This is a genomic window from Falsiroseomonas sp. CW058 (genome assembly GCF_050563535.1).
Taxonomy (GTDB): Bacteria; Pseudomonadota; Alphaproteobacteria; order Acetobacterales; family Acetobacteraceae; genus Falsiroseomonas.
This window is the reverse complement of the sequence record NZ_JBNXUO010000005.1, coordinates 175,166-198,256: the sequence shown is the minus strand read 5'-3', so window position 1 is coordinate 198,256 and position 23,091 is coordinate 175,166. Positions and strand designations below refer to the sequence as shown.

Here is a 23,091-nt window from a genome sequence, read left to right as displayed (position 1 = left end):
GCCTCAACGTCCCCGGTCAGAACATGTTCAGCGCGAGGCGCGCATCCTCGCTCATCCGGCTCTGGTCCCAGGGCGGGTCCCAGACCACCTCCACCGTCACGTCGGTGACGTTGGGGACGGCGCGCACCGCCTCCTCGACCTGCGCCGGCAATTCCTGGGCCGAGGGGCAGGAGGGGGTGGTCAGCGTCATCTCGACCTTGACCTTGCCGTCATCCGCGATCTCGACCGCGTAGATCAGGCCGAGCTCGTAGATGTCGATCGGGATCTCCGGGTCGAAGACCGTCTTCAGCACGGCGATCACGCCGTCCTCGCTGACGCGGGCGGGCGGCTCCGTCGCGCCATCCGGCGTCCAGGCGCCGTGCACCGGCTCGGCCGCCGGTGCCGTCGGCATGTCATTCACTGCTCGCCTCCTTCGCGCCGTCCAGCGCGGCATTCAGCGTGTGCCAGGCGAGCGTCGCGCACTTCACCCGGCTGGGGAATTCGTGCACGCCCGACAGCGGCGCCAGGCGTTCCATGTCCTCGGCGATCGGCTCGCCGCAGTCGGGGCAGGTGCCGGTCATCGCGAGGGTGCGGAACTTCTCCGCCATCTCCCGCGCCTGATCGGGCGACTTGCCCTGCACCGTCTCCGTCATCAGCGACGCGCTGGCCATGGAGATGGCGCAGCCGCGGCCCTGGAAGGCGGCCTGCTGGATGGTGCCGTCCGGCGCCGTCTTCACGAACAGCTCCATCCGGTCGCCGCACATCGGGTTGTCGCCCCGCGCCGTCAGGTTCGCATCGTCCAGCCGGCGGTAGTTCCTGGGTTTGCGGCCGTGGTCCAGGATGACTTCCTGGTAGAGGTCGCGCAGGTCGTCGAACAGCCCGCTCATCGGAAGAACTCCCGCGCCTGCCGCAGCGCATCGGCCAGCAGGTCCACCTCCTCCGGCGTGGTGTAGAGCCCGAAGGAGGCGCGGCAGGTGCTCTCCACCCCGAAGCGGGCGTGCAGCGGCTCGGCGCAGTGGCGCCCCGACCGCACGGCGATGCCGGCGCGGTCGAGCAGGGTGGAGACGTCATGCGCATGGGCGGTGTCGAGCGCGAAGGCGAAGACCCCGCCGCGGTCCTGCGCGCGGCCGAGCAGCGTCAGCCCCTCCACATGCGGCAGCCGCGCCATGGCGCGGTCCACCAGCGCACGCTCATGCGCCTCGATCGCAGCCATGCCGATGGCGGTCACGTAGTCGATCGCGGCATGCAGGCCGACGGCTTCCACGATGGGCGGCGTGCCGGCCTCGAACTTCGCGGGGATCGGCGCCCAGACGCTGCGCTCGAAACTCACTTCCGAGATCATGTCGCCGCCGCCGAGGAAAGGCGGCATCGCATCGAGCAGCGCGGGGCGGGCGCAGAGCACGCCGATGCCGGTCGGGCCGTAGAGCTTGTGTCCGGTGAAGACGTAGAAATCGGCATCGATGGCCTGCACGTCCACCCGGCGGTGCACCGCCGCCTGGCTGCCGTCGAACAGCACCTTCGCGCCGGCGCCATGCGCCATGGACGCGATGCGCGCGGCGGGCGTGACGGTGCCCAGCACGTTCGACATGTGCGTCACCGCCACCAGCCCGACCCGGCCATCCGCCAGCTTCGCCGCGAGGTCATCAAGGTCCAGCTCGCCCGCATCGGTGACGCGCACGACCCGCAGCCCGATCCCATGGGCGTCGCGCAGCATCTGCCAGGGCACCAGGTTGGCGTGGTGCTCCATCTCGCTGATCACGACCGCCTGCCCGGGCCGCATCACCCCGCGGCCGTAGCCGTGGGCGACGAGGTTGATGGCTTCCGTGCTGGATTTGGTGAAGACGATCCCGCGCTCGTCCTCCGCGTTCAGGAAGCGTGCGACAGCGCCGCGCGCGGCCTCGTATGCCTCGGTCGCGCGCTCGCTCATGTGGTAGGCGCCGCGATGGACGTTGGCGTAGGCCGTCTCCATCATTCGCACCATCGCGCCGATCACCTGCCGCGGCTTCTGGGCGGAGGCGCCGCTGTCGAGGAAGGTGAAGGGCTTGCCACGCACCGTCTCCGACAGGATCGGGAAGTCGGCGCGGATCGCCTTCAGGTCGAGCGGGGGCGCCACATGCCCGTCCATCACGCCACCTCGATCCCGCCGGCCACGCCCTGCCGCTGCCACCAGCCGGCGACGGCGCCGGACAGCGCGCCCCGGATGGCCTCGTCCGCCACCGCCTCCACCGCCTCGGTCAGGAAGGCCTCCACCAGGATGGCCTTGGCCTGGGCTTCCGGGATCCCGCGGGAGCGGAGGAAGAACAGCTGCTCCGCATCCAGCTCCCCCACCGTCGCGCCGTGGCTGCACTTCACGTCGTCGGCGTAGATCTCGAGCTGCGGCTTGCTGTCGATCTCCGCCTCCGGGCTCAGCAGCAGCGCCTGGTTCATCTGGTAGCCGTCGGTCTTCTGGGCGACCTGATGGACGTGGATCTTGCCCTGGAACACGCCGCGCGACCGGCCGGACAGCACGGTCTTGTAGGTCTGGCGGCTGGCGCAGTCAGGCGCCGCGTGGTCGAGCGCGGTGGTGGTGTCCGCGTGCTGCCCGTCGCCGGCCAGCTGCACGCCGTTCATGTGCGCTTCCGCCTTGGGGCCGGTCAGGGCGACATGGATCTCGTTCCGCGCGATCCGCGCGCCGGCGTTCAGCGTGAAGTTGTCATAGGCGCCGCCCGCGCCGACGCGGGCATAGACGGTCGAGAGGAAGAAGGCCTCGCGCCCCTCCTGCTGCAGGCGGCCGTGGTTCATCCGCGCGCCCTCCGCCACCTCGATCTCGAAGACCGGGTTGTGCAGGTAGCGGCCGGCGGGGCCGATCGCGGTCTCGATCAGCGTCAGCGTGGCGCCGGCGCCGAGCCGCACGAGGTGCCGCGGGTGGAAGGCGGGCGCGCGCTCGCTTTCCGTCGCCAGCGACAGCAGTTCCACCACGCCGGCATCCGTGCCGGCGGGGATGTCGAGCACGAGCCCGTCCTCGAACAGCATGCCGTTCAGCGCGGCCATCGGCTGCTCCTCCGGCCGCGCCAGCGCGCCGAGGCGCCCTTCCAGCGCCGGCAGCGCCTCGCCGAGGCTCCGCGCCGCGAAGGAAAGCGCGCCGAGGGTGGAGAGGTCGGGGCGGAAGCGGCCATCGACGAAGACCGCGCGCGGCGCGGCAGCGGCCGGCAGCGCGGGCGCGTCGTCCACGCTGGTCAGCGGCTCGCCGAAGGCGGCGGAGGTGACGGGGGCGAGGTCGGTGTATTTCCACGCCTCGGCGCGCCGCGTCGGGAAGCCCTGCGCCTCGAAGGCCCGCGCCGAGGCTTCGCGCAGCGCGTCCACCCAGCCCACGCGCGCGCCGGGCAGGCGCGTGCGCAGCCCGTCGAAGCGGCCGCGGAAGGCGGCCGCGCCGGTGGTGCCCATCGCCGTCATGCCGCGGCCTGGACGCCGGCGTAGCCGGACGCCTCCAGCTCCTGCGCGAGTTCGGGCCCGCCGCTCTTCACGATGCGGCCGGCGGACAGCACATGCACGCGGTCCGGCACGATGTGGTTCAGCAGGCGCTGGTAGTGGGTGATGACGAGTGCGGAGAAGTCCGGCCCGCGCAGGCTGTTCACCGTATCCGCCACCATCTTCAGCGCGTCGATGTCGAGCCCGCTGTCCGTCTCGTCCAGCACCGCGAAGCGCGGCGACAGCATCGCCATCTGCAGCATCTCGTTGCGCTTCCGCTCGCCGCCCGAGAAGCCGACATTGACGTTCCGCTTCAGCATCTCCTCCGGCATGTTCAGCACCTTCATGCGGGCGCGCGCCAGCTTGAGGAACTGCATCGCATCCAGGTCGCCCTCGCCCCGCGCGCGGCGGATGGCGTTGAGCGCGGTGCGGAGGAAGTTGGCATTGCCCACGCCCGGCAGCTCCACCGGTGCCTGGAAGGCGAGGAAGACGCCGGCCACCGCGCGCTCCTCCGGCTCCATCGCCAGCAGGTCCTGGCCGTGGAAGGTGACGCTGCCGCCGGTGATCTCGTAGCCCTCGCGCCCGGCCAGCACGTAGCTGAGCGTGGACTTGCCGGACCCGTTCGGTCCCATGATGGCGTGCACCTCGCCCTGCGGGATCTCGAGGGTGAGGCCGTTCAGGATCTGCTTGCCGTCGATGGTGGCGTGCAGGTTCTCGATCTTGAGCATGATGCGTGGCTGTCCTTAACCCACCGAGCCTTCGAGGCTGATCTGCAGCAGCTTCTGCGCTTCCACCGCGAACTCCATCGGGAGCTCCTTCAGCACTTCCCGGCAGAAGCCGTTGACGATGAGGCCCACCGCATCCTCCTCCGACAGGCCGCGCTGGCGGCAGTAGAAGAGCTGGTCCTCCGCGATGCGGCTGGTGGTCGCCTCGTGCTCCACCTTCGCGCTCATGCAGCGGTTCTCGATGTAGGGCACGGTATGCGCGCCGCAGCGGTCGCCGATCAGCAGGCTGTCGCACTGCGTGAAGTTGCGCGCGCCCGACGCCTTCGGGCTGATCCGCACCAGGCCGCGATAGGTGTTCTGCCCCTGCCCCGCGCTGATGCCCTTGGAGACGATGGTGCTGCGCGTGTTCCGGCCGATGTGGAACATCTTCGTGCCCGTGTCGGCCTGCTGGTGGTTGTTGGTGATGGCCACCGAATAGAACTCGCCCACGCTGTCGTCGCCCTGCAGGATGCAGGAGGGGTATTTCCAGGTGATGGCGCTGCCGGTCTCCACTTGCGTCCAGCTGATCTTCGACCGCGCGCCGCGGCAGGCGCCGCGCTTGGTGACGAAGTTGTAGATGCCGCCGCGGCCTTCCGCGTCGCCCGGGTACCAGTTCTGCACGGTGCTGTACTTGATCGTCGCGGCGTCCAGCGCGACCAGCTCCACCACCGCGGCGTGCAGCTGGTTCTCGTCCCGCTGCGGCGCCGTGCAGCCTTCCAGGTAGCTGACATGGCTGCCCGCGTCGGCGATGATCAACGTGCGCTCGAACTGGCCGGTGCTCTTCGCATTGATGCGGAAATAGGTGGACAGCTCCATCGGGCAGCGCACGCCCTTCGGGATGTAGACGAAGCTGCCATCCGTGAAGACCGCGCTGTTCAGCGCCGCGTAGAAGTTGTCCGCCTGCGGCACGACGGTGCCGAGATACTGGCGCACCAGCTCGGGGTGCTCCTGCACCGCCTCGCTGATCGAGCAGAAGATGATGCCGTCCTTCGCCAGGCGCTCCTTGTAGGAGGTCGCGACCGAGACGCTGTCGAACACCGCATCGACCGCGATCGGCATGGAACGCGCATCGGACGGGCTGTCCCCCGCGCCCTCCACCCCGGCCAGGATCGCCTGTTCCTTCAGCGGGATGCCGAGCTTCGCATAGGTCCGCAGCAGCTCGGGGTCCACCTCGTCGAGCGACTTCGGCTTCACCTTCTGCGTTGGCGCCGCGTAGTAATGGGAATCCTGGTAGTCGATGGGCGGGAACTTCACCGCGGCCCAGCGCGGCTCCTCCATCTTCTTCCACATCGCGAAGGCCTTCAGCCGCCATTCCAGCAGCCAGGCGGGCTCGTTCTTCTTCGCGCTGATGAAGCGGACGATGTCCTCGTTCAGCCCCTTCGGGGCGAACTCCATCTCGATATCCGTCTCGAACCCCCACTTGTAGCCGGATTCGGTGACGGACTGGACGGTCTCGAGCGTCTCGGTGACGGCGGGCATGTGGGGGTCCTACTCGGCGGCGAGGACGGGAACGGGGGCAGCGGGCGTGGCGATGCGGGCGACGGTGATGGCCGAGAGCGCGTCGCGGATGGCGGCGTTCACGGGGTCCCAGCGGCCGCGGACGGGGCAGACATGCTCGGCATCGCAGAAGCCGAAGCCGCCATCGACGCAGGCAGTCAGCGCGATCGGGCCGTCGATGGCGACGATCACGTCGGACAGGGGCAGTTCGGTCAACGGCCGCAGCAGACGGTAGCCGCCGCGGGCGCCGCGCAGCCCCTCGACAAGGCCGGCCCCCGCGAGCATCTTCAGGACCTTGGAGACGGTGGGCTCGGCGATGCCGGTGCCGGCGGCGAGGCCGGGCGCGGTCTGCACCCCACCCTCCGCCTCCAAACGGCTGAGCACCACCACCGCGTAGTCGGTGAGTTTCGAGACCCGCAGCACGCGGTTCCTCCGATCGGCGCATACCGGACCTCTGAGGTCCGGATTGGGAGATGCGCCCTCCCCCCCACGGAGTCAAGGGGTGGCCCCCCCTTCTTGCCCCCTCGTTCCGCCCCGGCCATCGTGCGGCGGCACCGCCTGGGGGACAGCATGCCGACGATACGGACCGATGACGGGGTGAGCCTGCATTACGAGGAGGCGGGCTCCGGCGCGCCGATGGTCTTCGTCCACGAATATGCGGGCGACCACCGCAGCTGGGAGCCGCAGCTGCGCTTCTTCGCCCGCCGCTACCGCTGCATCGCCTTCGCCGCCCGCGGCTATCCGCCGTCCGAGGTGCCGTCCGACCCCGGGAAATACAGCCAGGACCGCGCCACCGACGACATCGCGGCGGTCATCACCGGCCTCGGCCTCGGCCGGGCGCATGTGGTGGGCCTGTCCATGGGCGGCTTCGCCACGCTGCATCTCGGCCTGCGCCATCCCGGCCTGGCGCGCAGCCTGACCGCCGCCGGCGTCGGCTACGGCGCGGCTCCGGGCAAGATGGCGCAGTTCCACGCCGAGACGGATGCCGCCATCGCCCGCATCCGGTCGGAGACCATGGCGACCTTCGGCCTGACCTACAGCCGCGGCCCGACGCGCCTGGTGTTCGAGGAGAAGGACCCCCGCGGCTATGCCGAGTTCCAGCGGCAGCTCTGCGAGCATTCGACGGAAGGTTCCGCCCTGACGATGAACGGCGTGCAGCGGCGCCGCCCGAACCTTTTCGACCTGAAGGACGGCTTCGCAGCGATGACGGTGCCGACCCTGGTCATCGCCGGGGACGAGGACGACCCGACGCTGGAGGCGAGCATCTACCTGAAGCGCACCATCCCGAGTTCCGCCCTTCTGGTGATGCCGAAATGCGGCCACACCATGAACCTCGAGGATCCGGACGCCTTCAACCGCGCGGTGCTGGACTTCGTGACGCAGGTGGATGGCGGCACCTGGCGCAACCGCATACCCGCCAGCCTCTCCGGCGGGATCATCGCGGCCGCGGAGAAGTAGCGCCGTTCCCCCTTCCTCCCCACGCCCGCGGAGGAAGGGGGGCGGGCCGGTTCAGATCCTGACCCGGTCCGGCGCCACCGCGGCCAGCGCGCCCGGCCAGATCACCTGCGCCGGCGTCACCTCCCGCGCAAGGCGGTTCATGCCCCGCAGCTGGTCGATCGCGAGCTGGATGTTGGCGACGCTGTCCGGGGTCAGGTTCATCTTGTATTCGACCTTGGTCATCAGCTCCGCCACCAGCGCGCGGTCGAGGCGGAGGAAGCGGCTGACCTGCTGAGCGGCCTCCGCCTGGTTGTTCGTGCAGAATTCCTGCGCCTGCACCATGCTGCGCATGAAGCGCTGCGTCGCCTCGGCGTTCTGCTCCGCCCAGCCCTTGTTCATGTAGACGAAGTTGCGCACCACCTGGATCTGCTCGTTCGACAGCAGGATGCGCGTGTTGGAGATGGCGCGCAGCGCGCGGGTCGGCCAGGGTTCCCACACCGCGAAGGCGTCGATGTTGCCGCGTTCCAGCGCGGCCACCATCTCCGGCGCCTCGACATTGACGATGGTGTAGTCGGCCGGGTTCAGGTTCAGCCGGGAGACGACCGAGAGCCAGAAGGTCTCGCTGCCCGTCCCGCGCGCCACGCCGACGCGCTTGCCCTTCAGGTCCTCCATGGAGGCCACGTTGCGCCCCAGCACGCTGATCCAGCGCAGCAGCGCCGTGCCCTCGCACACCGCGACGACGTTCGGGTCAACCAGGTGGGCGGAGACGCCGGCCTGTTCCGCGCCATAGGCGCTGTTGACCTGGTTGCCCACCAGGAAGGCGATCATGGCGGAGCCGGAGGGGCCGGTGTTCACCGTCACGTCGAGCCCGTTGCGCTGGAAGAACCCGCCCTCGCGCGCCACGTAGAAGGGCGCGAAGGACGGATCGACGCCGGTCGCGATGGTCATGCGGATCGGCGCGTTCTGCGCGAAGGCCGGCAGCGGCAGCGCGGCTGCGGCCCCGGCGGCGAGGAGGTGGCGGCGTCGCATCATGGTCCTGTTCTCCCTGTAGGTCACATCGTCGGGTTGAAACGTCCGGCGAAGGCGCGGATCAGCAGGCGGAAGACGCGGTCGGTCGCGAAGCCGAGCAGGCCGAGCGAGATGAGGGCCACGAAGATGTCCTCCACCTGCATGAACAGCCGCGCGTCCCACAGCATCTTGCCCAGGCCGTCGTTGGAGGCGACGAGCTCGGCCGCCACGATGGTGACGAAGGCATTGGCCATGGCCAGCCGCATCCCGGTCAGGATGTAGGGCACGGTCGCCGGCAGCGCGACCAGCGCGAAGACCTGAAGGCGGCTTGCGCCCAGGCACTGCGCCGCGCGGATCTTGTCCCGCCCCACCGCGCCGACGCCGGCCGCGGTCGCGATCACCACCACGAAGACGGTCGTGTAGGCGATGAGGAAGACCTTGCTCTCCTCCCCGATGCCGAACCAGATCACCGCGACGGTGATCATCGCGACCGCGGGGATGAAGCGGAAGAACTCCGTCCAGGGTTCCAGCAGCAGCCGCACCGGGCGGAAGCTGCCGATGGCGAGCCCGACGGGGATGCCGATGGCGCTGCCGAGCAGGAAGCCCTGCAGGATGCGTCGCATGCTGGCCAGCACCTGTTCCTGCAGCAGCCCGTCCTCCACCAGCGCCACCGCGCGTTCCAGCACGGGCCAGGGCGGCGGGAACAGGACGGAACGCACCAGCAGCACCGCCGCCATGTGCCAGATGAGGAACAGCAGGGCGAAGCCGGCGACATAGCCGGCGATGGTGGCGGCGCGGCTAGTCATGGCCGTGGATTTCCCCGTGGATCAGCGCATGCACCTCCCGGAAGGCCGCCATGAAGCCGTCCGAGGTGCGGTCGCGCGGAAAGGGCAGGTCCACCGGCACCACCGCCTTCAGCGTGCCGCCCGGCCCGCGCTTCATCACGCCGACGCGGGTGGCCAGCGCGACCGCCTCCTCGATGTCGTGGGTGATGAACAGCACCGTCTTGCGCGTCTCCGCCCAGATGCGGCTGAGCTCCCCCTGCAGCACCGCGCGCGTCATCGCGTCCAGCGCGCCGAAGGGCTCGTCCATCAGCAGGATGCGCGGGTCGTTCGCCAGGGCGCGGGCGATCTGGATACGCTGCTTCATGCCCCCCGACAGTTCCGACGGGTGCTTGGCGCCCTGCCCGGTCAGCCCGACCATTCGCAGGAAGCGCTCCGCCGCCTCGCGCCGCGCGGCGCGCGGCATGCCGCGCAGGCGCAGGCCGAAGCCGATGTTGTCGCGCGCCGTCAGCCAGTCGTACAGGCTGTCATGCCCCTGGAAGACCACGCCGCGGTCGGCGCCCGGGCCGCGCACCGGCACGCCGTCCAGCAGGATGCGCCCGGCCGTCGGCGCCTCGAACCCCGCCAGCATGTTGAGCACGGTGGTCTTGCCGCAGCCGGAGGTGCCGAGGAGGCAGAAGAACTCTCCCTCCTCCAGCGCGAGGCTGAAGTCGCGCACGGCTTCCCAGGACCCGGTCCGGCCACGGAAGGTCTTGCCGACCCCCTCAAGCGCGACGATCGCCAAGCTGCCCCCCGAACATTCTCCCGCCATGAGTTTAGGGCCCGCGCGCCATGCGGCAACCCGGCTTCACGGGGTTTCGGTGCGGGACTAGAAGCGCGGTGAATGCGAAGGGGGCAGCGGACATGATGCTGGAAGGCAAGGTCGCCATCGTCACCGGCGCCGGCGGCGGCATCGGGCGGGAAATCGCGGTGGCCATGGCGCTGGCCGGCGCCAGCGTGGTGGTGAACGACATCGGCGCCAGCCTGACCGGCGAGGGCCCGACGAGCGGGACGCCCGGCCAGCAGACGGTCGCCATCATCCAGCAGCGCGGCGGCCGGGCGGTGGCGAACACCGACAGCGTCGCCGAATGGGCAGGCGCGCAGCGCATCGTGCAGGCCGCGATGGACGCCTTCGGGCGGATCGACATCGTGGTCAACAACGCGGGCATCCTGCGCGACCAGATCTTCCACAAGATGTCGCCCGAGGAATGGCTGGCCGTCATCGGCGTCCATCTCAACGGCAGCTTCTTCGTCTCCCGCGCGGCGGCCGAGCATTTCCGGAAGCAGGGCAGCGGGGCCTATGTCCACATGACCTCGACCTCCGGCCTGATCGGCAATTTCGGACAGGCGAACTACTCCGCCGCGAAGCTCGGCATCGCCGCCATGTCGAAGTCCATCGCGCTCGACATGCAGCGCTTCGGGGTGCGGTCGAACTGCATCGCGCCCTTCGCCTGGTCGCGCATGACCAGCTCCATCCCCGCCGCGACGGAGGCCGAGCGCGCGCGCGTCGCTCGGCTGCAGCAGATGACGCCGGACAAGAACGCGCCGCTCGCGGTCTTCCTCGCCTCCGACGCCGCGCGGGAGGTGAGCGGGCAGATCTTCGCCGCCCGCCACAACGAGCTGTTCGTCTTCAGCCAGCCGCGCCCCGTGCGCAGCACGCATCGCGGCGATGGCTGGACGCCCGAGGCGATCGCCGAGGTTGCGCTGCCGGCCCTGCGCCCGGCCTTCCTGCCGCTGGAGCGCAGCGGCGACGTCTTCTCCTGGGATCCCGTCTGATGGATTTCACGCTGTCGGAAGAGCAGGTCGCCTTCCAGGATTCGGTCCGCCGCTTCGCGGAGACGCACCTTGCCAAGGGCGCGCTGGAACGCGCCCATGACGAGCGCTTCCCGTGGGACGTCGCGAAGCTGATGGCGGAGAGCGGCCTGTTCGGCATCATGCTGCCGGAGGAGGATGGCGGCCAGGGCGGCACGCTGTTCGACGCGGTGCTGGCGATGGAGCAGATCGCCCTGGTCTGCCCCCGCAGCGCCGATGTGCTGCAGGCCGGCAATTTCGGCGCCTTCCGCACCCTCGCCGAATACGCGACGCCCGAGCAGAAGGAACGCTTCTTCGGCCCGCTGCTGCGCGGCGAGACCATCGCCGCCGTCGGCATGACGGAACCCGATGCGGGCAGCGCGCTGACCGATCTCAAGACCACCTGCACGAGGGACGGCAATGGCTGGCGGCTGAACGGCGGCAAGGTGTTCACGTCGAACACCGAGGACGCGAACGTCTTCGTCGTCTACTGCCGCTTCGGGCCTGGCGTGGGCGGCATCGGCAGCGTCCTGGTGGAGCGCGGGATGGAGGGCTTCCGCCTCGGCGCCCCGAGCCGCTACATGAACGGCGAGACCTGGTGCGCGCTCTATTTCGACAACGTCTTCATCCCGGCGGAGAACCTGCTTTTGGGCGAGGGCGGGTTCCGCAAGCAGATCGCCGGCTTCAACGTGGAACGCTGCGGCAACACCACCCGCGCGCTGGCGCTCGGCGAATACTGCTTCCGGCAGGCGAAGGCGCATGCCGAGACGCGCAGGCAGTTCGGCAGGCCGCTGGCGGAATTCCAGGGTTTGCAGTGGAAATTCGCGGAGATGCGCGTCGCGCTCGATGCCGCGCAGCTTCTGCTGTACCGCGCGGCGGTCGGCGCCAAGGACGGGCTGCCGGACGCGCAGCAGATCGCCATCGCGAAGTATGCCTGCAACCAGGCGGGCTGGATGGCGGCGAACGAATCCATGCAGATCATGGGCGGCACCGGCTACAGCCAGGACCTGCTGATCGAGTACTGCGTGCGCAAGACGCGCGGCTGGATGATCGCCGGCGGCAGCCTGGAGATGATGAAGAACCGCATCGCGGAAGGCGTGTTCGGCCGCAGCTTCCCCCAGCGGGCGGAGCGCGCGAAGCCTTGAGCACGCAACCCGTGCCGGGCCGGCTTGCCCGGGCGCTTCTCGCGCCGCGCCGCATCGCGCTGATCGGCGCCTCGGCCGATGAGGGGCGGCTGACGGCGCGGCCGCAGCGTTACCTGCGGCGCCACGGCTTCGCGGGCGACCTGTTCCCGGTGAACCCGCGGGCCGCCACGGTGCTCGGCGAAGGCGCGTATCCGAGCCTCGCCGACATCCCCGGCGAGATCGACTTCGCCTATGTCCTGCTCGGGACGGACGGGGTGGAGGCGCAGGTCGCGGCCTGCGCCGCGCGCGGCATCCCAGTGGCCTGCGTGCTGGCCGACGGCTTCGCGGAAGCGGGGCCGGAAGGCGTGGCGCGGCAGGCCCGCGTGCTGGCCGCGGCCAGGGCGGGCGGGGTGCGGCTGCTCGGCCCGAATTCCATGGGCGTGGTCAACCTGCACCGCCGCATCGCGCTGACCACCAATGCCGCGCTGGAAGCCGAGAGCCTGCCTGCCGGCCGCGTCGCGCTGGTCTCGCAATCCGGCTCCATGATGGGGGCGCTGCTGTCACGCGGCGCGGCGCGGGGCCTTGGCTTCTCCCACCTCGTCGGCACGGGCAACGAGGCCGACCTGACGGCGGGCGAGATCGCGGGCCTGCTGCTCGACGAGCCGGATGTGGACGTCGTCGTCCTGTTCCTGGAAGCGATCCGCGCGCCGGGGGAACTGGCGGCCGCCGCGCGCAAGGCACATGCGCTCGGCAAGCCGATCGTCGCCCTGAAGCTCGGCCGCAGCCCCTTCGGGGCGGAACTCGCCACCAGCCACACCGGCGCGCTGGCCGGCAGCGATGCGGCGGCGGACGCCTTCTTCCGCGCCCATGGCATCCTGCGCGTGACGATGCTGGAGGCGCTGCTGGAACTGCCGCCGCTGATCGCGCATCGCCGCGCTCCGGCGGCGTCGCACCGCGCGGTCGGGGTGATGACCACCACCGGCGGCGGCGGCGCGCTGGCGATCGACGCGCTCGGCGTGCTCGGGATCGAGGCGCGGGCGCCCGATGCCGCGGCGTCGGCGGTGCTGGAGGCGGCGAAGCTGCCGCATCACGGCCGCCTGCTGGACATGACCCTGGCCGGCACCCGGCCGGACCGCGTGATGGCCGGACTCGCCGGGCTGCGCGCCGCGGCGGATACCGACCTCGCGCTCGCCGTCGTCGGGTCCTCGGCGCAGTTCCGGCCGCATGATGCGGTGGCCGGCATCGTCGAAGGGGCGAGGGCGCCTGGCAAGCCGGTGGCCGCCTTCCTCGCCCCGCAGGCCGAGGCGTCGCTGCGGCTGCTGGCGGAAGCCGGGATCGCCGCCTTCCGCACGCCGGAAGGCGCAGCCGACGCGATCCGCGCCTTCTGCGACTGGCGCGCCCCGCGCGTCATCGCCGCGGAAGCGCCGCCCGCCATCGCGCTGCCGGACGCGCCGGACGAGGCCGATGCCCGTGCCCTGTTCGCGGCGCTCGGCCTCGCCTCAGATGCCGTGGTGATGCGGGACGCGCCGCCGCCCGGCCTGCGCTATCCGGTGGCGGCCAAGATCCTGTCGCCCGACATCGCCCACAAGACCGAGGTCGGCGGCGTCGTGCTGCACATCGCCGACGAGGCTGCGCTGCGCGAGGCCGCGGCGGCGATGCGCGCCCGCGTCGCCGCCGCGGCGCCGGCCGCGCGCATCACCGGCATCCTCGTGCAGCCGATGGCGAAGGGGCTGGCGGAAGCCATCCTCGGCTTCCGCCGCGACCCGGAAGTGGGCCCCGTGGTGCTGCTCGGCGCCGGTGGCGTCATGTCGGAACTGCACCGCGACGTGGCGCTGCGGCTCGCGCCGGTGGACATGGAGGAGGCCCGGGCGATGATCGCGGAGGTCCGCGCGATGAAGCCGCTGGCCGGCTGGCGCAACCTGCCGCGCGGCGACCTCGACGCGCTGGCCCGCGCCGTCGTCGCCGTCTCCCGCCTGGCCGGGGTGGAGGCGGTTCGGGAAGCCGAGGCGAACCCGCTGATCGTGGGGAGGGAGGGCGAGGGCGTGACGCTGGCCGATGCCTGGGTGGTCCGGGCGTGACGCTTCCCGGACCCGCGCGGCGGTGGCAGGCTGCCGCGATGTCCGACGAAGCCGAGACGCTGATTCGCGCGCGGTACGGCACCCTGCCCTTCGCGCCGCCCCACCTGCCGCCCGGGCTGGCCGCCCTGCTCGACCGCCGCGTGACGCGGCGCTACGCGGCGGAGGAGGTGCCGGAACGGCTGCTCGACGCGGTGTTGGCCGGCGCGCAATCGGCGCCTTCCAAGTCGGACCTGCAGCAGTATTCGGTGGTCGTCACGCGCGACCGGGCGAAGATCGCGCGGGTCGCCGACGCCATAGGCACGATGCCCTGGATCAAGGACGCGCCGGTGCTGCTGCTGTTCTGCGGCGATATCCGGCGCGGCCGCCTGGTCTGCGCGTCGCATGGCCTGGCCCATGCCAATGACAGCGCCGACACCTTCCTGAACGCCAGCGCCGATGCCGCGCTCGCCCTCGGCTTCTGCATCATGGCGGCGGATGCGGCGGGGCTCGGCACCTGTCCGGTCAGCTATGTCCGCAACCACCTGCCGCTGGTGGAGGCGCTGTTCGGCCTGCCGGCCGGCGTCTTTCCCGTGGCGGGGCTGACGCTGGGCTTCCCAGCCGCGCGCAACGAGCCCTCGCCCCGGCTGCCGCCCGCGGTGGTGATCCATCGCGAGACCTATGCGGATCCCGACCTTACGACGGTGCTGCCCGCCTATGACGCGCTGCGCCCGCCGGGCAGGCCGCGCTACCCGGAGGTGCATGGCCCGCGGCCCGAGGGCTGCCGCTGGAGCGAGAACGCCGCCCGTCAGCTTTCCGTGCCGGAGCGCGCGGGCTTCCGCGCCTGGCTCGCCACGAAGGACATCAACCTTGGCTGACAGCACGCGCGACAATCCCGGCGCCGATGACCTGAAGCTGGTGCCCGCCAAGGACCCGAAGAAGAAGGCGGTGGTGCCGCGCCATGCCGCGAGCCTGATCGTCTGGCGCCAGGCCCGCGCGGGCGAGCCCGAGATCCTGATGGGCATCCGCCATTCCAAGCACCGCTTCATGCCCGATGTGCTGGTCTTCCCCGGCGGCCGCGTGGACCGCGCCGACCACGGGGTGAAGGCCGCGAGCGAGCTTCGCCCCGAGACGGAGGCGCTGCTGCGCCACCGTGCCAAGCCCTCCCTCGCCCGCGCGCTCGGCGTCGCCGCCTGCCGGGAGTTGCACGAGGAGACCGGGCTTCTGCTCGGCGAGAAGACCGGCGGACGCCTGCTCGCGGACCTCGCCGCGCTGGACTACCTGTGCCGCGCGGTGACGCCGCCGACGCGCTCCATGCGCTTCAACGCGCGCTTCCTGCTGGCGCCGGCCGATGCCGTGCGCGGCGAGATCGCGGGGTCGGGGGAGCTGGAGCAGCTCGGCTGGTATCCGCTGTCGCAGGCGCGCGGCGCGAAGCTCGCCGACATCACGCGCAAGATCCTGGGCGAATTCGCCGAATGGCTGGCCATGCCGGCGGCGGGGCGGCAATCGCGCCCGAAGATCGTCTATCGCGGCAACGACAACCGCCTGAGCGACGAGTAGGGCGGCGCGGCCTCAGCGACGGGCGGCGGGCAGCCGCTCCGCGATCCGCGCCCGCATCTCCGCCACGTCCTCCGCGCGGTGCCCGTCGAGGCTGACGCGGAGGGGCGATCCGCCGGCGAGCGCCTTGACGACCAGGTGCTGCCCGCCATGGCTGCCGAAGGCGACGGAGCCGATCCCGCCCCAGGGAAGCTCGGTCCGCGTGCCCCGCCGTTCGACCACCAGCGCGCCTTCCGCGACCTCGATCACCGCGGGCCCGGCCGACCGGCCGATCCAGCTGTGGAAGCCGTAGGCCAGCGCCGCCATGCCGAGCCCGAACAGCGCGAGCCAGGCCAGGTCCGTGAAGCCGTCGAGCCAGCCGAGCGCCGGCGTCGCGACGCCGACGATGGCGGCGGTGACGAGGTTGGAGCGTCGCGCTTCGGCGGCGCTGGGGACGTAGCGCATCGGTGGTCCTGCGGTGCTGGGTTCCCGCCGGGCGGCCGGCGGGCTGGAAGGGAAAGGCGGGCCGTGCGGGTCAGCGTGGCTCGAAGCTGTCGCCCTCGCGAAAGGCCGCGCCTTCGTCCGCGAGCTTGATGAGGTGCGCCAGCAGGCTGCGCGCCGCCGCCGGCGCCAACTTCGCGTCCAGGTCCGGGCCATAGACGGCCGGCACCAGCGCCGCCGCCGTGGCGCGGCGGGCGGCGCGTAACGCGTCCAGCACCCTCGCCTCCCTCTCCCGCCGATGCGCGGCGAGGGCCGCCACGAAGGGCGCGGGGTCCGGCAGCGGCGGGCCGTGGCCGGGCAGGTACAGCCGGTCGTCGCGCGGCGCGAGCTTCGCGAGCGAGGCCATGTAGGCGGCCATGTCGCCATCCGGCGGGCTGACGACGCTGGTGGACCAGCTCATCACATGGTCGGCGCTGAACAGCACGCCGGCGCCGTGCCCCGTCTCCAGCGCGAAGCACAGGTGGTTGGCGCAATGGCCGGGCGTGTGGATCGCCGTCGCGCGCCAGTCGGCGGTCTCCACCACCGCGCCGTCGGGCAGGGCGGCATCGGGGCGGAAATCGTGGTCGCCGCCCTCCCCGCCCTCGCCCGGCGGGGTCAGGTGCGGGCCGAAACCGAAGATCGGCGCGCCGGTCCTGGCCTGCAGCGCGGCGGCGCCGGGCGAGTGGTCGCGATGCGTGTGGCTGACGAGGATGCGGGTGATCCGCTCCCCCTCCGTCGCGCGCAGCAGGGCGTCCAGATGCGCGGGATCGGCGGGGCCGGGGTCGAGCACGGCCACCTCGCCCCGGCCGATGAGGTAGGTGTTGGTGCCGCGGAAGGTGAAGGGGCCGGGATTGGGGCAGACCAGCCGCCGGACCAGCGGCGCCGCCGGCTCCGCCACGCCGTGCGGCAGGGCGTCGTCGCGCAGGAATCGCAGGCTCATCGCGTCCTTCCCCCTCCGCGCACGAGTTCGCGGTGCATGATGTAGAGGCTGGCCGCGACGATCAGCGCGGCGCCGAGGATGGTCCAGAGGCTCGGCACGTCGCCGAAGGCGACCCAGCCGAACAGGATGGCCCAGAGCAGCGAGGAATAGGTGAAGGGCGACAGGGCGGAGACCTGCGCGCTGGCCCAGGCTTCCGTCAGCAGCACCTGCGCCGCGCCGCCGATCAACCCGACCAGGATCAGCAGCGCCAGGTCCCCCCAGCCGGGCGTCACCCAGATGAAGGGCAGCGCGAGGGCGGTGAAGCCCGTCATCAGCAGCGACTGCCACAGCACGATGGTCGTGCTCGCCTCGGTGCCCGACAGGCTGCGCACCAGCATCGTCGTTCCCGCCGAGAAGACGCCGTGCATCACCGCGACCAGCAATCCCCATTGCGCGGTGGCGGACAGCCCGCCCTGGAACGCCCCCTGCCCCACCGCGATCACCAGGATGCCGAGGAAGCCGAGCAGCACGGCGGAGATGCGGTGGATGCCGACCTTCTCCCCCAGCAGCGGGATCGACAGCAGCGTGGTGAACAGCGGGGTCGTGTTGGTCAGCGCCGTCTGCTCGGCCAGCGGCAGCACGCTGAGCGAGTAGAAGCCGCAGCTCATCGCCATCACGCCGGTGCAGGCGCGGGTGACGTGGCCGCCCAGGCGGCGCGTGCGCAGCACGGAAGGCCAGTTCTTCACCGCGGTGCGGTGCGCGACGATCGCCAGCACCACCGGCATGGCGAAGGCGCTGCGGAAGAACATCAGTTCCGGGAAGGGGATGCGGGCGCTGAGGTCCTTCACCACCACGCCCATGGCGGTGAACAGCGCGCAGGCCGCCAGCATGAACAGCACGCCGCGGCGCATGTCGTGGCGCAGCGCCATCAGGTTCCGCTCCCCGGCATGCCCTGCCGGGGCCGGGCGGTGGCCGCCTCCGCCTCGCGCTTGCGGATCTGCTCGCGGTGGAGGTTGTAGAGACCGGCGGCGATCACAACCGCCGCCCCGGCCAGCGTGTTCCAGGCCGGAACCTCGGTCCAGATCAGGAAGCCCAGGATGCCGCCCCAGACCAGCGTGGTGTATTCATAGGGCGCCAGCGCCGAAACGGGGGCGATGGCGAAGGCGCGTGCGAACAGGAAATGCGCGCTGCCATTCGCCAGCCCCAGGCAGGCCAGCGCGACCGTCACCTGCCAGGACGGCAGCAGCGGGCCGAGCGGCGGGAAGACCGGCAGCAGCGCCAGGCCCATCGGCACATGCGCGAAGAGCAGCCAGAAGGCGATGGCCTGCGGCGTGTCGGTGGCCGCCAGCACGCGGGTCCAGATGCGCGTCACCGCCAGCAGGGAGACGCCGGCCAGCAGCATCCCCGCTTCCCATCGCCACAACTCGCCACCCGGCTGCAGCATGACCAGCACGCCCGCGAAGCCCACAGCGGTGCTGGTCATGCGCCGCCAGCCCACCCGTTCGCCCAGCAGCGGGATGGCCAGCACCGTCATCAGCAGCGGCGACGCCGCGTTCACCGCATAGGAATCGGCCAGCGGCAGACCGTTGATCCAGGCCAGGTAGAAGGCGACCGTCACCGCGCAATGCAGCATCGAGCGCAGCGCCAGCAGCGGCCGCCGCCGCGGCGCCAGCCCCCGCCCGCGCGACAGCAGCGCAATGGCCAGCATCCCGAAGACGCCGCGCCACACCATCGCGACCGCGACGCCGACTTCCGGCAGCGCCCATTTCACCGCGGCATCGGCCACCGCGATGATGGCGAAGCCGATGCAGATGATGGCGATGCCGCGGATGGTGTCCTGCCGCAGCGGCAGGCGCCGGCCCGCCGCGCCGGCTGTTCGGTCAGGCAAGGGCGTGCCCGAGCACCGCCTCGGCCTGCATGCAGGTCGCGCCCTGGTCGTCGCGCGTCTCGGCCTTCCAGGCATCGCCCTCGCCGCGGGCCAGCATGCGCAGCGGGCGGCTGTCGAAGCAGGGGCGGCGGCCGCGGTAGCTGAACCGCACGAGGCGCCGGCCCGGCGCCTGGTCCTGGATGTGGTGGGCCATCAGCGTGGCCTGCAGGGGCCCGTGCACCACCAGGCCCGGGTAGCCCTCCACCCCCGTCGCATAGGGGTGGTCGTAATGGATGCGGTGGCCATTGCCGGTCAGGGCGGAGTAGCGGAACAGCATGACCGGGTCCGGGGTCACGACGCGTTCCGCCGCCCCGGGCCAGGGCGCGGCCGGGTCGCCCGGCTTCACCGCCGCGCCGTCCGCGCCGCGATAGACGATGTCCTGCTCCTCCTCCACCGACACGCCGGCCGCGCCCTCGGTGACGTGGCGGACGGTGACGAAGACCAGCCGGCCGGAGCCGCCGGCCTTCTCCTCGACCGACAGGATGGTGCTGGTGCGCCGCACCGCGTCGCCTTCGCGGATCGGGGCGCCGGTCCAGGCCACGCGGCCGCCGGCCCACATGCGGCGGGGCAGGTCGTGGACCGGGGGCAGGTAGCCGCCGCGCTTCGGGTGGCCATCCGCGCCGATGCGGTCCGGCATCACCCAGTCCTGGAACAGCAGCCAGTGCCAGAGCGGCGGCAGCGCCTCGGGCCGCGGCAGGCCGAGCGTCGCGGCCATGCCGGTGAGCAGGCGTGCATCCAGCCGGTCCTCGCGCGTCTCGACGCGGCCAACCCAATCGGAATAGGACATCAATCCTCTCGGAGGTAGAGCAGGTACCTGTCCAGGTGGACCACCCGCGTGTAGCGCCGCCAGGTCTCCTCGAAGGCCGGATGGCGGCTGAAATAGGCGACCGGGTCGAATTCCTCCGCGCCGCAGCGCGGGATGCCGACATTCTTCGCAACCAGCACGCCGGCCGGGGGCGCGCGGGCGAAATCCTCCGCGACCGTGCGGTAGACGAGGAATTCGGGGCGGCTCATCTCCCATGTGGCGCGGTAGCGAGGGGCGCCGTCCTGGCATTCGCGATAGGCGCCGGCCAGCATCCAGAGATTCATGGTCCGCAGCGTGGACCGCGCGCGGGCATAGTTCAGCGCGGGATAGACTGGGTAGATGTCGTGGGTGAGGACCAGCAGCCGCTCATCCGAGACCTCGCGCCGCAGCACGGGCGCGAGGCCGCCGCCGTCGACGCCGTCGAACCAGATCTGCCGCCAGGGGCTCTCCCCGCGGATATGGACCGCCATCACCGCCAGCGCGGCGGCGAGGGCGAGCATCGGCGCCTTCTCCGCCGCGCGGCTCGGGCCGAGGTTGCGGTCCAGCCAGCGCGCCGCGACGATGCCGGCCGCCAGCATCGTGGCGGTGGCGATGGGGACGACGTGGTAGCTCCATCCCTTGTGCTGCACCCAGGCGGACAGCGCGCCACCCAGCGCGACCGCGCCGAGCATCCGCGCCGCCGTCCCCGTGCCGCGCCAGGCGAGCGCCGGCAGCAGCAGGGCCAGCGCGAACATGGCAGAGCCGAACTTGTCGGTCAGCAGCACGTCCAGCAGGCTGAGCCCGCCATTGTCGAGGTAGAAGTCGATCACCAGCGGCACGACGAAGTCGAAGTAGTCCGGGAACAGCACCGGGATGCTGGCCAGGTACAGCAGCCAGATGCCGGCCATGATCCAGGGCAGGCGGTCGCGCAGCGCAGCGGCCGGGCCGCGCCGCAGCAGCACCAGCACCTCCACCAGCGCCGGCACCGCCAGGAAATGCGGCTTCAGCGCGAAGGCAAGGGCGGCCGCGACGGTGGCGGGGATGGCGAGGCCGGGGGGCGTGGCCTGCCCGTCCGCGCGCCGGGCCGCGAGGAAGGCGTAGGGGATGGCGAACAGCACCATCAGGTGTTCCCGCTGCCCCGCGTCATAGGCCGCGAGCACGCAGGCGAAGGGCACCAGCGCATCGAGCACCGCAGCTTCCACCGGGCCTTCCGCCCGCCCTTCCCGCAGCCGCGTCGCCAAGCGCCAGGCCAGCAGGCAGCAGGCCACCATGCAGATCAGCTGCGCCTGCACGCCATCCAGCGGCGACCAGCGGGCGATGGCGGCCGGGATGGCGGTCAGGACGAAGATCAGCGGAGGGTTCACGTCGATGAGGTCGCGGTACAGCCGCTCCCCCCCGACCCAGCGCTCGGCGAAGTTCAGGATCGCGGCGACGTCATGGTTCAGCGGCGGCGACAGCGCCAGGGCGAGGAAGGCCAGCGCCGGGCCGAAGGCCAGCGCCCGCAGCAGGCGCGGCCGTGCCGCGGCGAGCGACAGGGGCCGCGCGGCGGGCTCGGCGGAAAGGTCGGCCGTCTGGGGGGGCTGGGCGGAAGGTAGGGTCATCGGCTTCGCTGGACGGGCCGCATCCTGTTGCGGCACGGGAAAGCATGCAACCGCATTGCGGCGCCGGTGCGGCAGGGCTGCCCCGCGCCGGCCGCCGTCCCGCCTTGCCCTCGCCTCCCTCTGCCGTCACAACCGGCCGTGGAGGATGCTGCCTTGGAGCCTGCCGAATACGCCCTGATGGACGCGACCGAGGACCGGATGTGGTGGTACCGCGCCGCCCATGCCCGCGTGCTCGACGCGCTGCGCGCACGCCCAGGGGCGCCGGGCCCGGTGCTCGATGCCGGCTGCGGCACGGGCGGCTTCCTGCGGCGCATGGCCGATGCCACGCCGGAGCGGGAGGCGATGGGCCTCGAATACATGCCGCAGGCGGCCGCCCGCGCCGCCGCCAAGTCCGGCCGCCCGGTGGCGGTGGGGGACGCCAACACCCTGCCCTTCGCCGGGGCGAGCTTCGGCGCCATCGTCAGCATCGACGTGCTGTGCCACGGCGCGGTGGACCCCGCCGCGGCGCTGGCGGAGTTCCGGCGCGTGCTGCGGCCGGGCGGCACGGTGGTGCTGAACCTGCCCGCCTACGATTGGATGAAGAGCGCGCATGACATCCGCGTCCACACCACCCGCCGCTTCACGCGCGGGGTGGCCGCGGCGCTGCTGCGGGACGCGGGGTTCGACGGCGTTTCCGCCCGCTACTGGAACGGGCTGCTGCTGCCGCTGATGGCGGTTCAACGAAAAGTGCTGCAACGGCGCCCTGATTCGCCAAGCGACGTGACACATTTCCCCCCCTGGATCGATCGCACACTGCTGGGCGTTTCGATGGTGGACCGCTGGATGGGCGCGCATGGCCTGCCGCTGCCCTTCGGCGGTTCGGTGCTGGTCGTGGCTACGCGGCGGTGATGGAGAAGATGACGTGACCGAGAATCCCGGCCGCCCCGTCGGCCTGTCCATCGTCGTGCCGGTCTATCGCGGCGCCGCCACCGTCGGCGCGCTGGTCGAGGCGCTGTCGGCGCTGAAGCCCGCCGGCGGGCTCGAGATCGTGCTGGTGAACGACGGCAGCCCGGACAATTCCGGCGAGGTCTGCCGCGCGCTGGCCCGAACCGCGACCGTGCCGCTGACCTATGTCGAGCACGCGCGCAACTTCGGCGAGCACAACGCGGTCATGACCGGGCTGCGCCACGCCCGCGGCGCCTATGTCATCACCATGGACGACGACCTGCAGAACCCGCCGGAGGAGGTGGTCCGCCTTTACGACCACGCCAGGCTCGGCGGCTGGGACGTGGTCTACACGCGCTACGCCAAGAAGGAGCACGAGGGGTGGCGCAACCTCGGCAGCCGCTTCGCCAACGGGGTGGCTGACCTGCTGCTGGACAAGCCGAAGGGCCTCTACCTCTCCTCCTTCCGCTGCATGAGCGCGCTGGCGGTGCGGGAGGTCGCGAAGTACCGCGGCCCCTATCCCTATGTGGACGGGCTGCTGATGCAGGTGACCCAGCGGCTCGACAGCATCGAGGTGAAGCACCTGCCGCGGGCCGAGGGGCGCAGCAACTACACGCTGAAGCGCCTGGTGCTGCTGTGGCTGAACCTGGCGACCAACTTCTCCGTCCTGCCGCTGCGCATGGCGATCCTGGCGGGCGTCGCGATGGGCGTGCTCGGCCTGCTCGCCGCGGGGATCGTGATCTGGGAAGGGCTGACGGGCCAGACGCCGTCGGGCTGGGCGTCGATGATGACGGTGACGCTGCTGGTGGCGGGGGTGCAGTTCCTCATCCTCGGCGTGCTCGGCGAGTATGTCGGCCGCGCCTTCCTCTCGGCCAACGGCAAGCCGCAGGGCGTGGTGCGGGAGGTGCTTCCGCCCGCCGAGGAACGCCCCGCCGAGCCGGAGGCCGGGGCCCCGGCCCTGCCCGGCGCCGCGCGCGTGCCCGCGCTGTCGTGACGCG

Annotated in this window: 24 protein-coding genes; 8 read left to right on the top strand and 16 right to left on the bottom strand. The window is 71.7% G+C overall.

The annotated features are described in order from the left end of the window. Window positions 1-16: 16 nt before the first annotated feature. The 7 genes from ACK8OX_RS06780 to ACK8OX_RS06750 are packed head-to-tail and all read right to left on the bottom strand — an operon-like array spanning window position 17 to window position 6,110. Complete coding sequence (locus tag ACK8OX_RS06780) at window positions 17-391, bottom strand: SUF system Fe-S cluster assembly protein (protein WP_430663207.1); 375 nt, start codon at window positions 389-391, stop codon at window positions 17-19. A gap of 1 nt (window position 392) precedes the next feature. Further along, window positions 393-866 (bottom strand): Fe-S cluster assembly sulfur transfer protein SufU, encoded by a 474-nt coding sequence (gene sufU / locus ACK8OX_RS06775; RefSeq protein ID WP_430663186.1) that lies wholly within the window; start codon window positions 864-866, stop codon window positions 393-395. Next, window positions 863-2,104, bottom strand: a complete 1,242-nt coding sequence (locus ACK8OX_RS06770) for an aminotransferase class V-fold PLP-dependent enzyme (protein ID WP_430663185.1) — start codon at window positions 2,102-2,104, stop codon at window positions 863-865. Before ACK8OX_RS06770 ends, sufU begins: the two co-directional genes overlap by 4 nt. After that, window positions 2,104-3,411: a Fe-S cluster assembly protein SufD gene (gene sufD, locus ACK8OX_RS06765; RefSeq protein ID WP_430663184.1), complete on the bottom strand. Its 1,308-nt coding sequence runs from the start codon at window positions 3,409-3,411 to the stop codon at window positions 2,104-2,106. The genes ACK8OX_RS06770 and sufD overlap by 1 nt, the downstream gene beginning before the upstream one ends. After that, the gene (gene sufC, locus ACK8OX_RS06760; RefSeq protein ID WP_430663183.1) at window positions 3,408-4,154 is read right to left on the bottom strand and encodes a Fe-S cluster assembly ATPase SufC; all 747 of its coding nucleotides are present in this window, start codon (window positions 4,152-4,154) and stop codon (window positions 3,408-3,410) included. Before sufC ends, sufD begins: the two co-directional genes overlap by 4 nt. A gap of 15 nt (window positions 4,155-4,169) precedes the next feature. Beyond that, on the bottom strand, window positions 4,170-5,669 hold the full coding sequence (sufB, locus tag ACK8OX_RS06755; RefSeq protein WP_430663182.1) for a Fe-S cluster assembly protein SufB: 1,500 nt from the start codon (window positions 5,667-5,669) through the stop codon (window positions 4,170-4,172). Window positions 5,670-5,678: 9 nt separating this feature from the next. Next, window positions 5,679-6,110 carry an SUF system Fe-S cluster assembly regulator gene (locus ACK8OX_RS06750; protein WP_430663181.1) on the bottom strand — a complete coding sequence of 144 codons (432 nt, stop codon included), beginning with the start codon at window positions 6,108-6,110 and terminating at the stop codon, window positions 5,679-5,681. Window positions 6,111-6,257: 147 nt separating this feature from the next. Between ACK8OX_RS06750 and ACK8OX_RS06745 the strand changes: the two genes are divergently transcribed. Then, complete coding sequence (locus tag ACK8OX_RS06745) at window positions 6,258-7,145, top strand: alpha/beta fold hydrolase (RefSeq protein WP_430663180.1); 888 nt, start codon at window positions 6,258-6,260, stop codon at window positions 7,143-7,145. 51 nt (window positions 7,146-7,196) lie between these two features. Here ACK8OX_RS06745 and ACK8OX_RS06740 read toward each other — a convergent pair whose 3' ends face one another. Genes ACK8OX_RS06740 through ACK8OX_RS06730 form a run of 3 tightly spaced genes read right to left on the bottom strand, consistent with a single transcriptional unit; the run spans window position 7,197 to window position 9,698 of the window. Beyond that, the gene (locus ACK8OX_RS06740; RefSeq protein WP_430663179.1) at window positions 7,197-8,156 is read right to left on the bottom strand and encodes an ABC transporter substrate-binding protein; all 960 of its coding nucleotides are present in this window, start codon (window positions 8,154-8,156) and stop codon (window positions 7,197-7,199) included. A gap of 20 nt (window positions 8,157-8,176) precedes the next feature. Further along, window positions 8,177-8,938, bottom strand: coding sequence for an ABC transporter permease (locus ACK8OX_RS06735; protein ID WP_430663178.1), 762 nt, complete (start codon window positions 8,936-8,938; stop codon window positions 8,177-8,179). Beyond that, window positions 8,931-9,698: an ABC transporter ATP-binding protein gene (locus ACK8OX_RS06730; protein WP_430663177.1), complete on the bottom strand. Its 768-nt coding sequence runs from the start codon at window positions 9,696-9,698 to the stop codon at window positions 8,931-8,933. The genes ACK8OX_RS06735 and ACK8OX_RS06730 overlap by 8 nt, the downstream gene beginning before the upstream one ends. A 119-nt stretch (window positions 9,699-9,817) precedes the next feature. On the opposite strand from ACK8OX_RS06730, the gene ACK8OX_RS06725 reads away from it, so the two are divergent. The 5 genes from ACK8OX_RS06725 to ACK8OX_RS06705 are packed head-to-tail and all read left to right on the top strand — an operon-like array spanning window position 9,818 to window position 15,482. Beyond that, a complete protein-coding gene (locus ACK8OX_RS06725) occupies window positions 9,818-10,729 on the top strand; it encodes an SDR family NAD(P)-dependent oxidoreductase (protein WP_430663176.1) in 912 nt (303 codons plus the stop codon). Continuing rightward, complete coding sequence (locus ACK8OX_RS06720) at window positions 10,729-11,889, top strand: acyl-CoA dehydrogenase family protein (RefSeq protein WP_430663175.1); 1,161 nt, start codon at window positions 10,729-10,731, stop codon at window positions 11,887-11,889. Before ACK8OX_RS06725 ends, ACK8OX_RS06720 begins: the two co-directional genes overlap by 1 nt. Next, on the top strand, window positions 11,886-13,946 hold the full coding sequence (locus tag ACK8OX_RS06715; RefSeq protein ID WP_430663174.1) for an acetate--CoA ligase family protein: 2,061 nt from the start codon (window positions 11,886-11,888) through the stop codon (window positions 13,944-13,946). Before ACK8OX_RS06720 ends, ACK8OX_RS06715 begins: the two co-directional genes overlap by 4 nt. A 38-nt stretch (window positions 13,947-13,984) precedes the next feature. After that, window positions 13,985-14,800 carry a nitroreductase family protein gene (locus ACK8OX_RS06710; RefSeq protein ID WP_430663173.1) on the top strand — a complete coding sequence of 272 codons (816 nt, stop codon included), beginning with the start codon at window positions 13,985-13,987 and terminating at the stop codon, window positions 14,798-14,800. Further along, window positions 14,793-15,482, top strand: coding sequence for an NUDIX hydrolase (locus ACK8OX_RS06705; RefSeq protein WP_430663172.1), 690 nt, complete (start codon window positions 14,793-14,795; stop codon window positions 15,480-15,482). The genes ACK8OX_RS06710 and ACK8OX_RS06705 overlap by 8 nt, the downstream gene beginning before the upstream one ends. A gap of 12 nt (window positions 15,483-15,494) precedes the next feature. On the opposite strand, the gene ACK8OX_RS06700 is transcribed toward ACK8OX_RS06705, so the two are convergent. The 6 genes from ACK8OX_RS06700 to ACK8OX_RS06675 form a co-directional block, all read right to left on the bottom strand. Further along, entirely contained in the window at window positions 15,495-15,923 is a 429-nt protein-coding gene (locus ACK8OX_RS06700) for a hypothetical protein (RefSeq protein WP_430663171.1), read from the bottom strand. A 70-nt stretch (window positions 15,924-15,993) separates the two neighbouring features. After that, complete coding sequence (locus tag ACK8OX_RS06695) at window positions 15,994-16,878, bottom strand: MBL fold metallo-hydrolase (protein WP_430663170.1); 885 nt, start codon at window positions 16,876-16,878, stop codon at window positions 15,994-15,996. Next, a complete protein-coding gene (locus tag ACK8OX_RS06690) occupies window positions 16,875-17,786 on the bottom strand; it encodes a DMT family transporter (protein WP_430663169.1) in 912 nt (303 codons plus the stop codon). The genes ACK8OX_RS06695 and ACK8OX_RS06690 overlap by 4 nt, the downstream gene beginning before the upstream one ends. Then, a complete protein-coding gene (locus ACK8OX_RS06685; RefSeq protein WP_430663168.1) occupies window positions 17,786-18,745 on the bottom strand; it encodes a DMT family transporter in 960 nt (319 codons plus the stop codon). Before ACK8OX_RS06685 ends, ACK8OX_RS06690 begins: the two co-directional genes overlap by 1 nt. Beyond that, complete coding sequence (locus ACK8OX_RS06680) at window positions 18,738-19,571, bottom strand: FAS1-like dehydratase domain-containing protein (protein WP_430663167.1); 834 nt, start codon at window positions 19,569-19,571, stop codon at window positions 18,738-18,740. The genes ACK8OX_RS06685 and ACK8OX_RS06680 overlap by 8 nt, the downstream gene beginning before the upstream one ends. Beyond that, window positions 19,571-21,169 carry a hypothetical protein gene (locus ACK8OX_RS06675; protein WP_430663166.1) on the bottom strand — a complete coding sequence of 533 codons (1,599 nt, stop codon included), beginning with the start codon at window positions 21,167-21,169 and terminating at the stop codon, window positions 19,571-19,573. Before ACK8OX_RS06675 ends, ACK8OX_RS06680 begins: the two co-directional genes overlap by 1 nt. Window positions 21,170-21,322: 153 nt before the next feature. Here ACK8OX_RS06675 and ACK8OX_RS06670 point away from each other — a divergent pair, with 153 nt between their 5' ends. Both ACK8OX_RS06670 and ACK8OX_RS06665 read left to right on the top strand, forming a co-directional pair. Next, window positions 21,323-22,057, top strand: coding sequence for a class I SAM-dependent methyltransferase (locus tag ACK8OX_RS06670; protein ID WP_430663165.1), 735 nt, complete (start codon window positions 21,323-21,325; stop codon window positions 22,055-22,057). A gap of 13 nt (window positions 22,058-22,070) precedes the next feature. Further along, on the top strand, window positions 22,071-23,087 hold the full coding sequence (locus tag ACK8OX_RS06665) for a glycosyltransferase family 2 protein (protein ID WP_430663164.1): 1,017 nt from the start codon (window positions 22,071-22,073) through the stop codon (window positions 23,085-23,087). The last annotated feature ends 4 nt before the right edge of the window (window positions 23,088-23,091 follow it).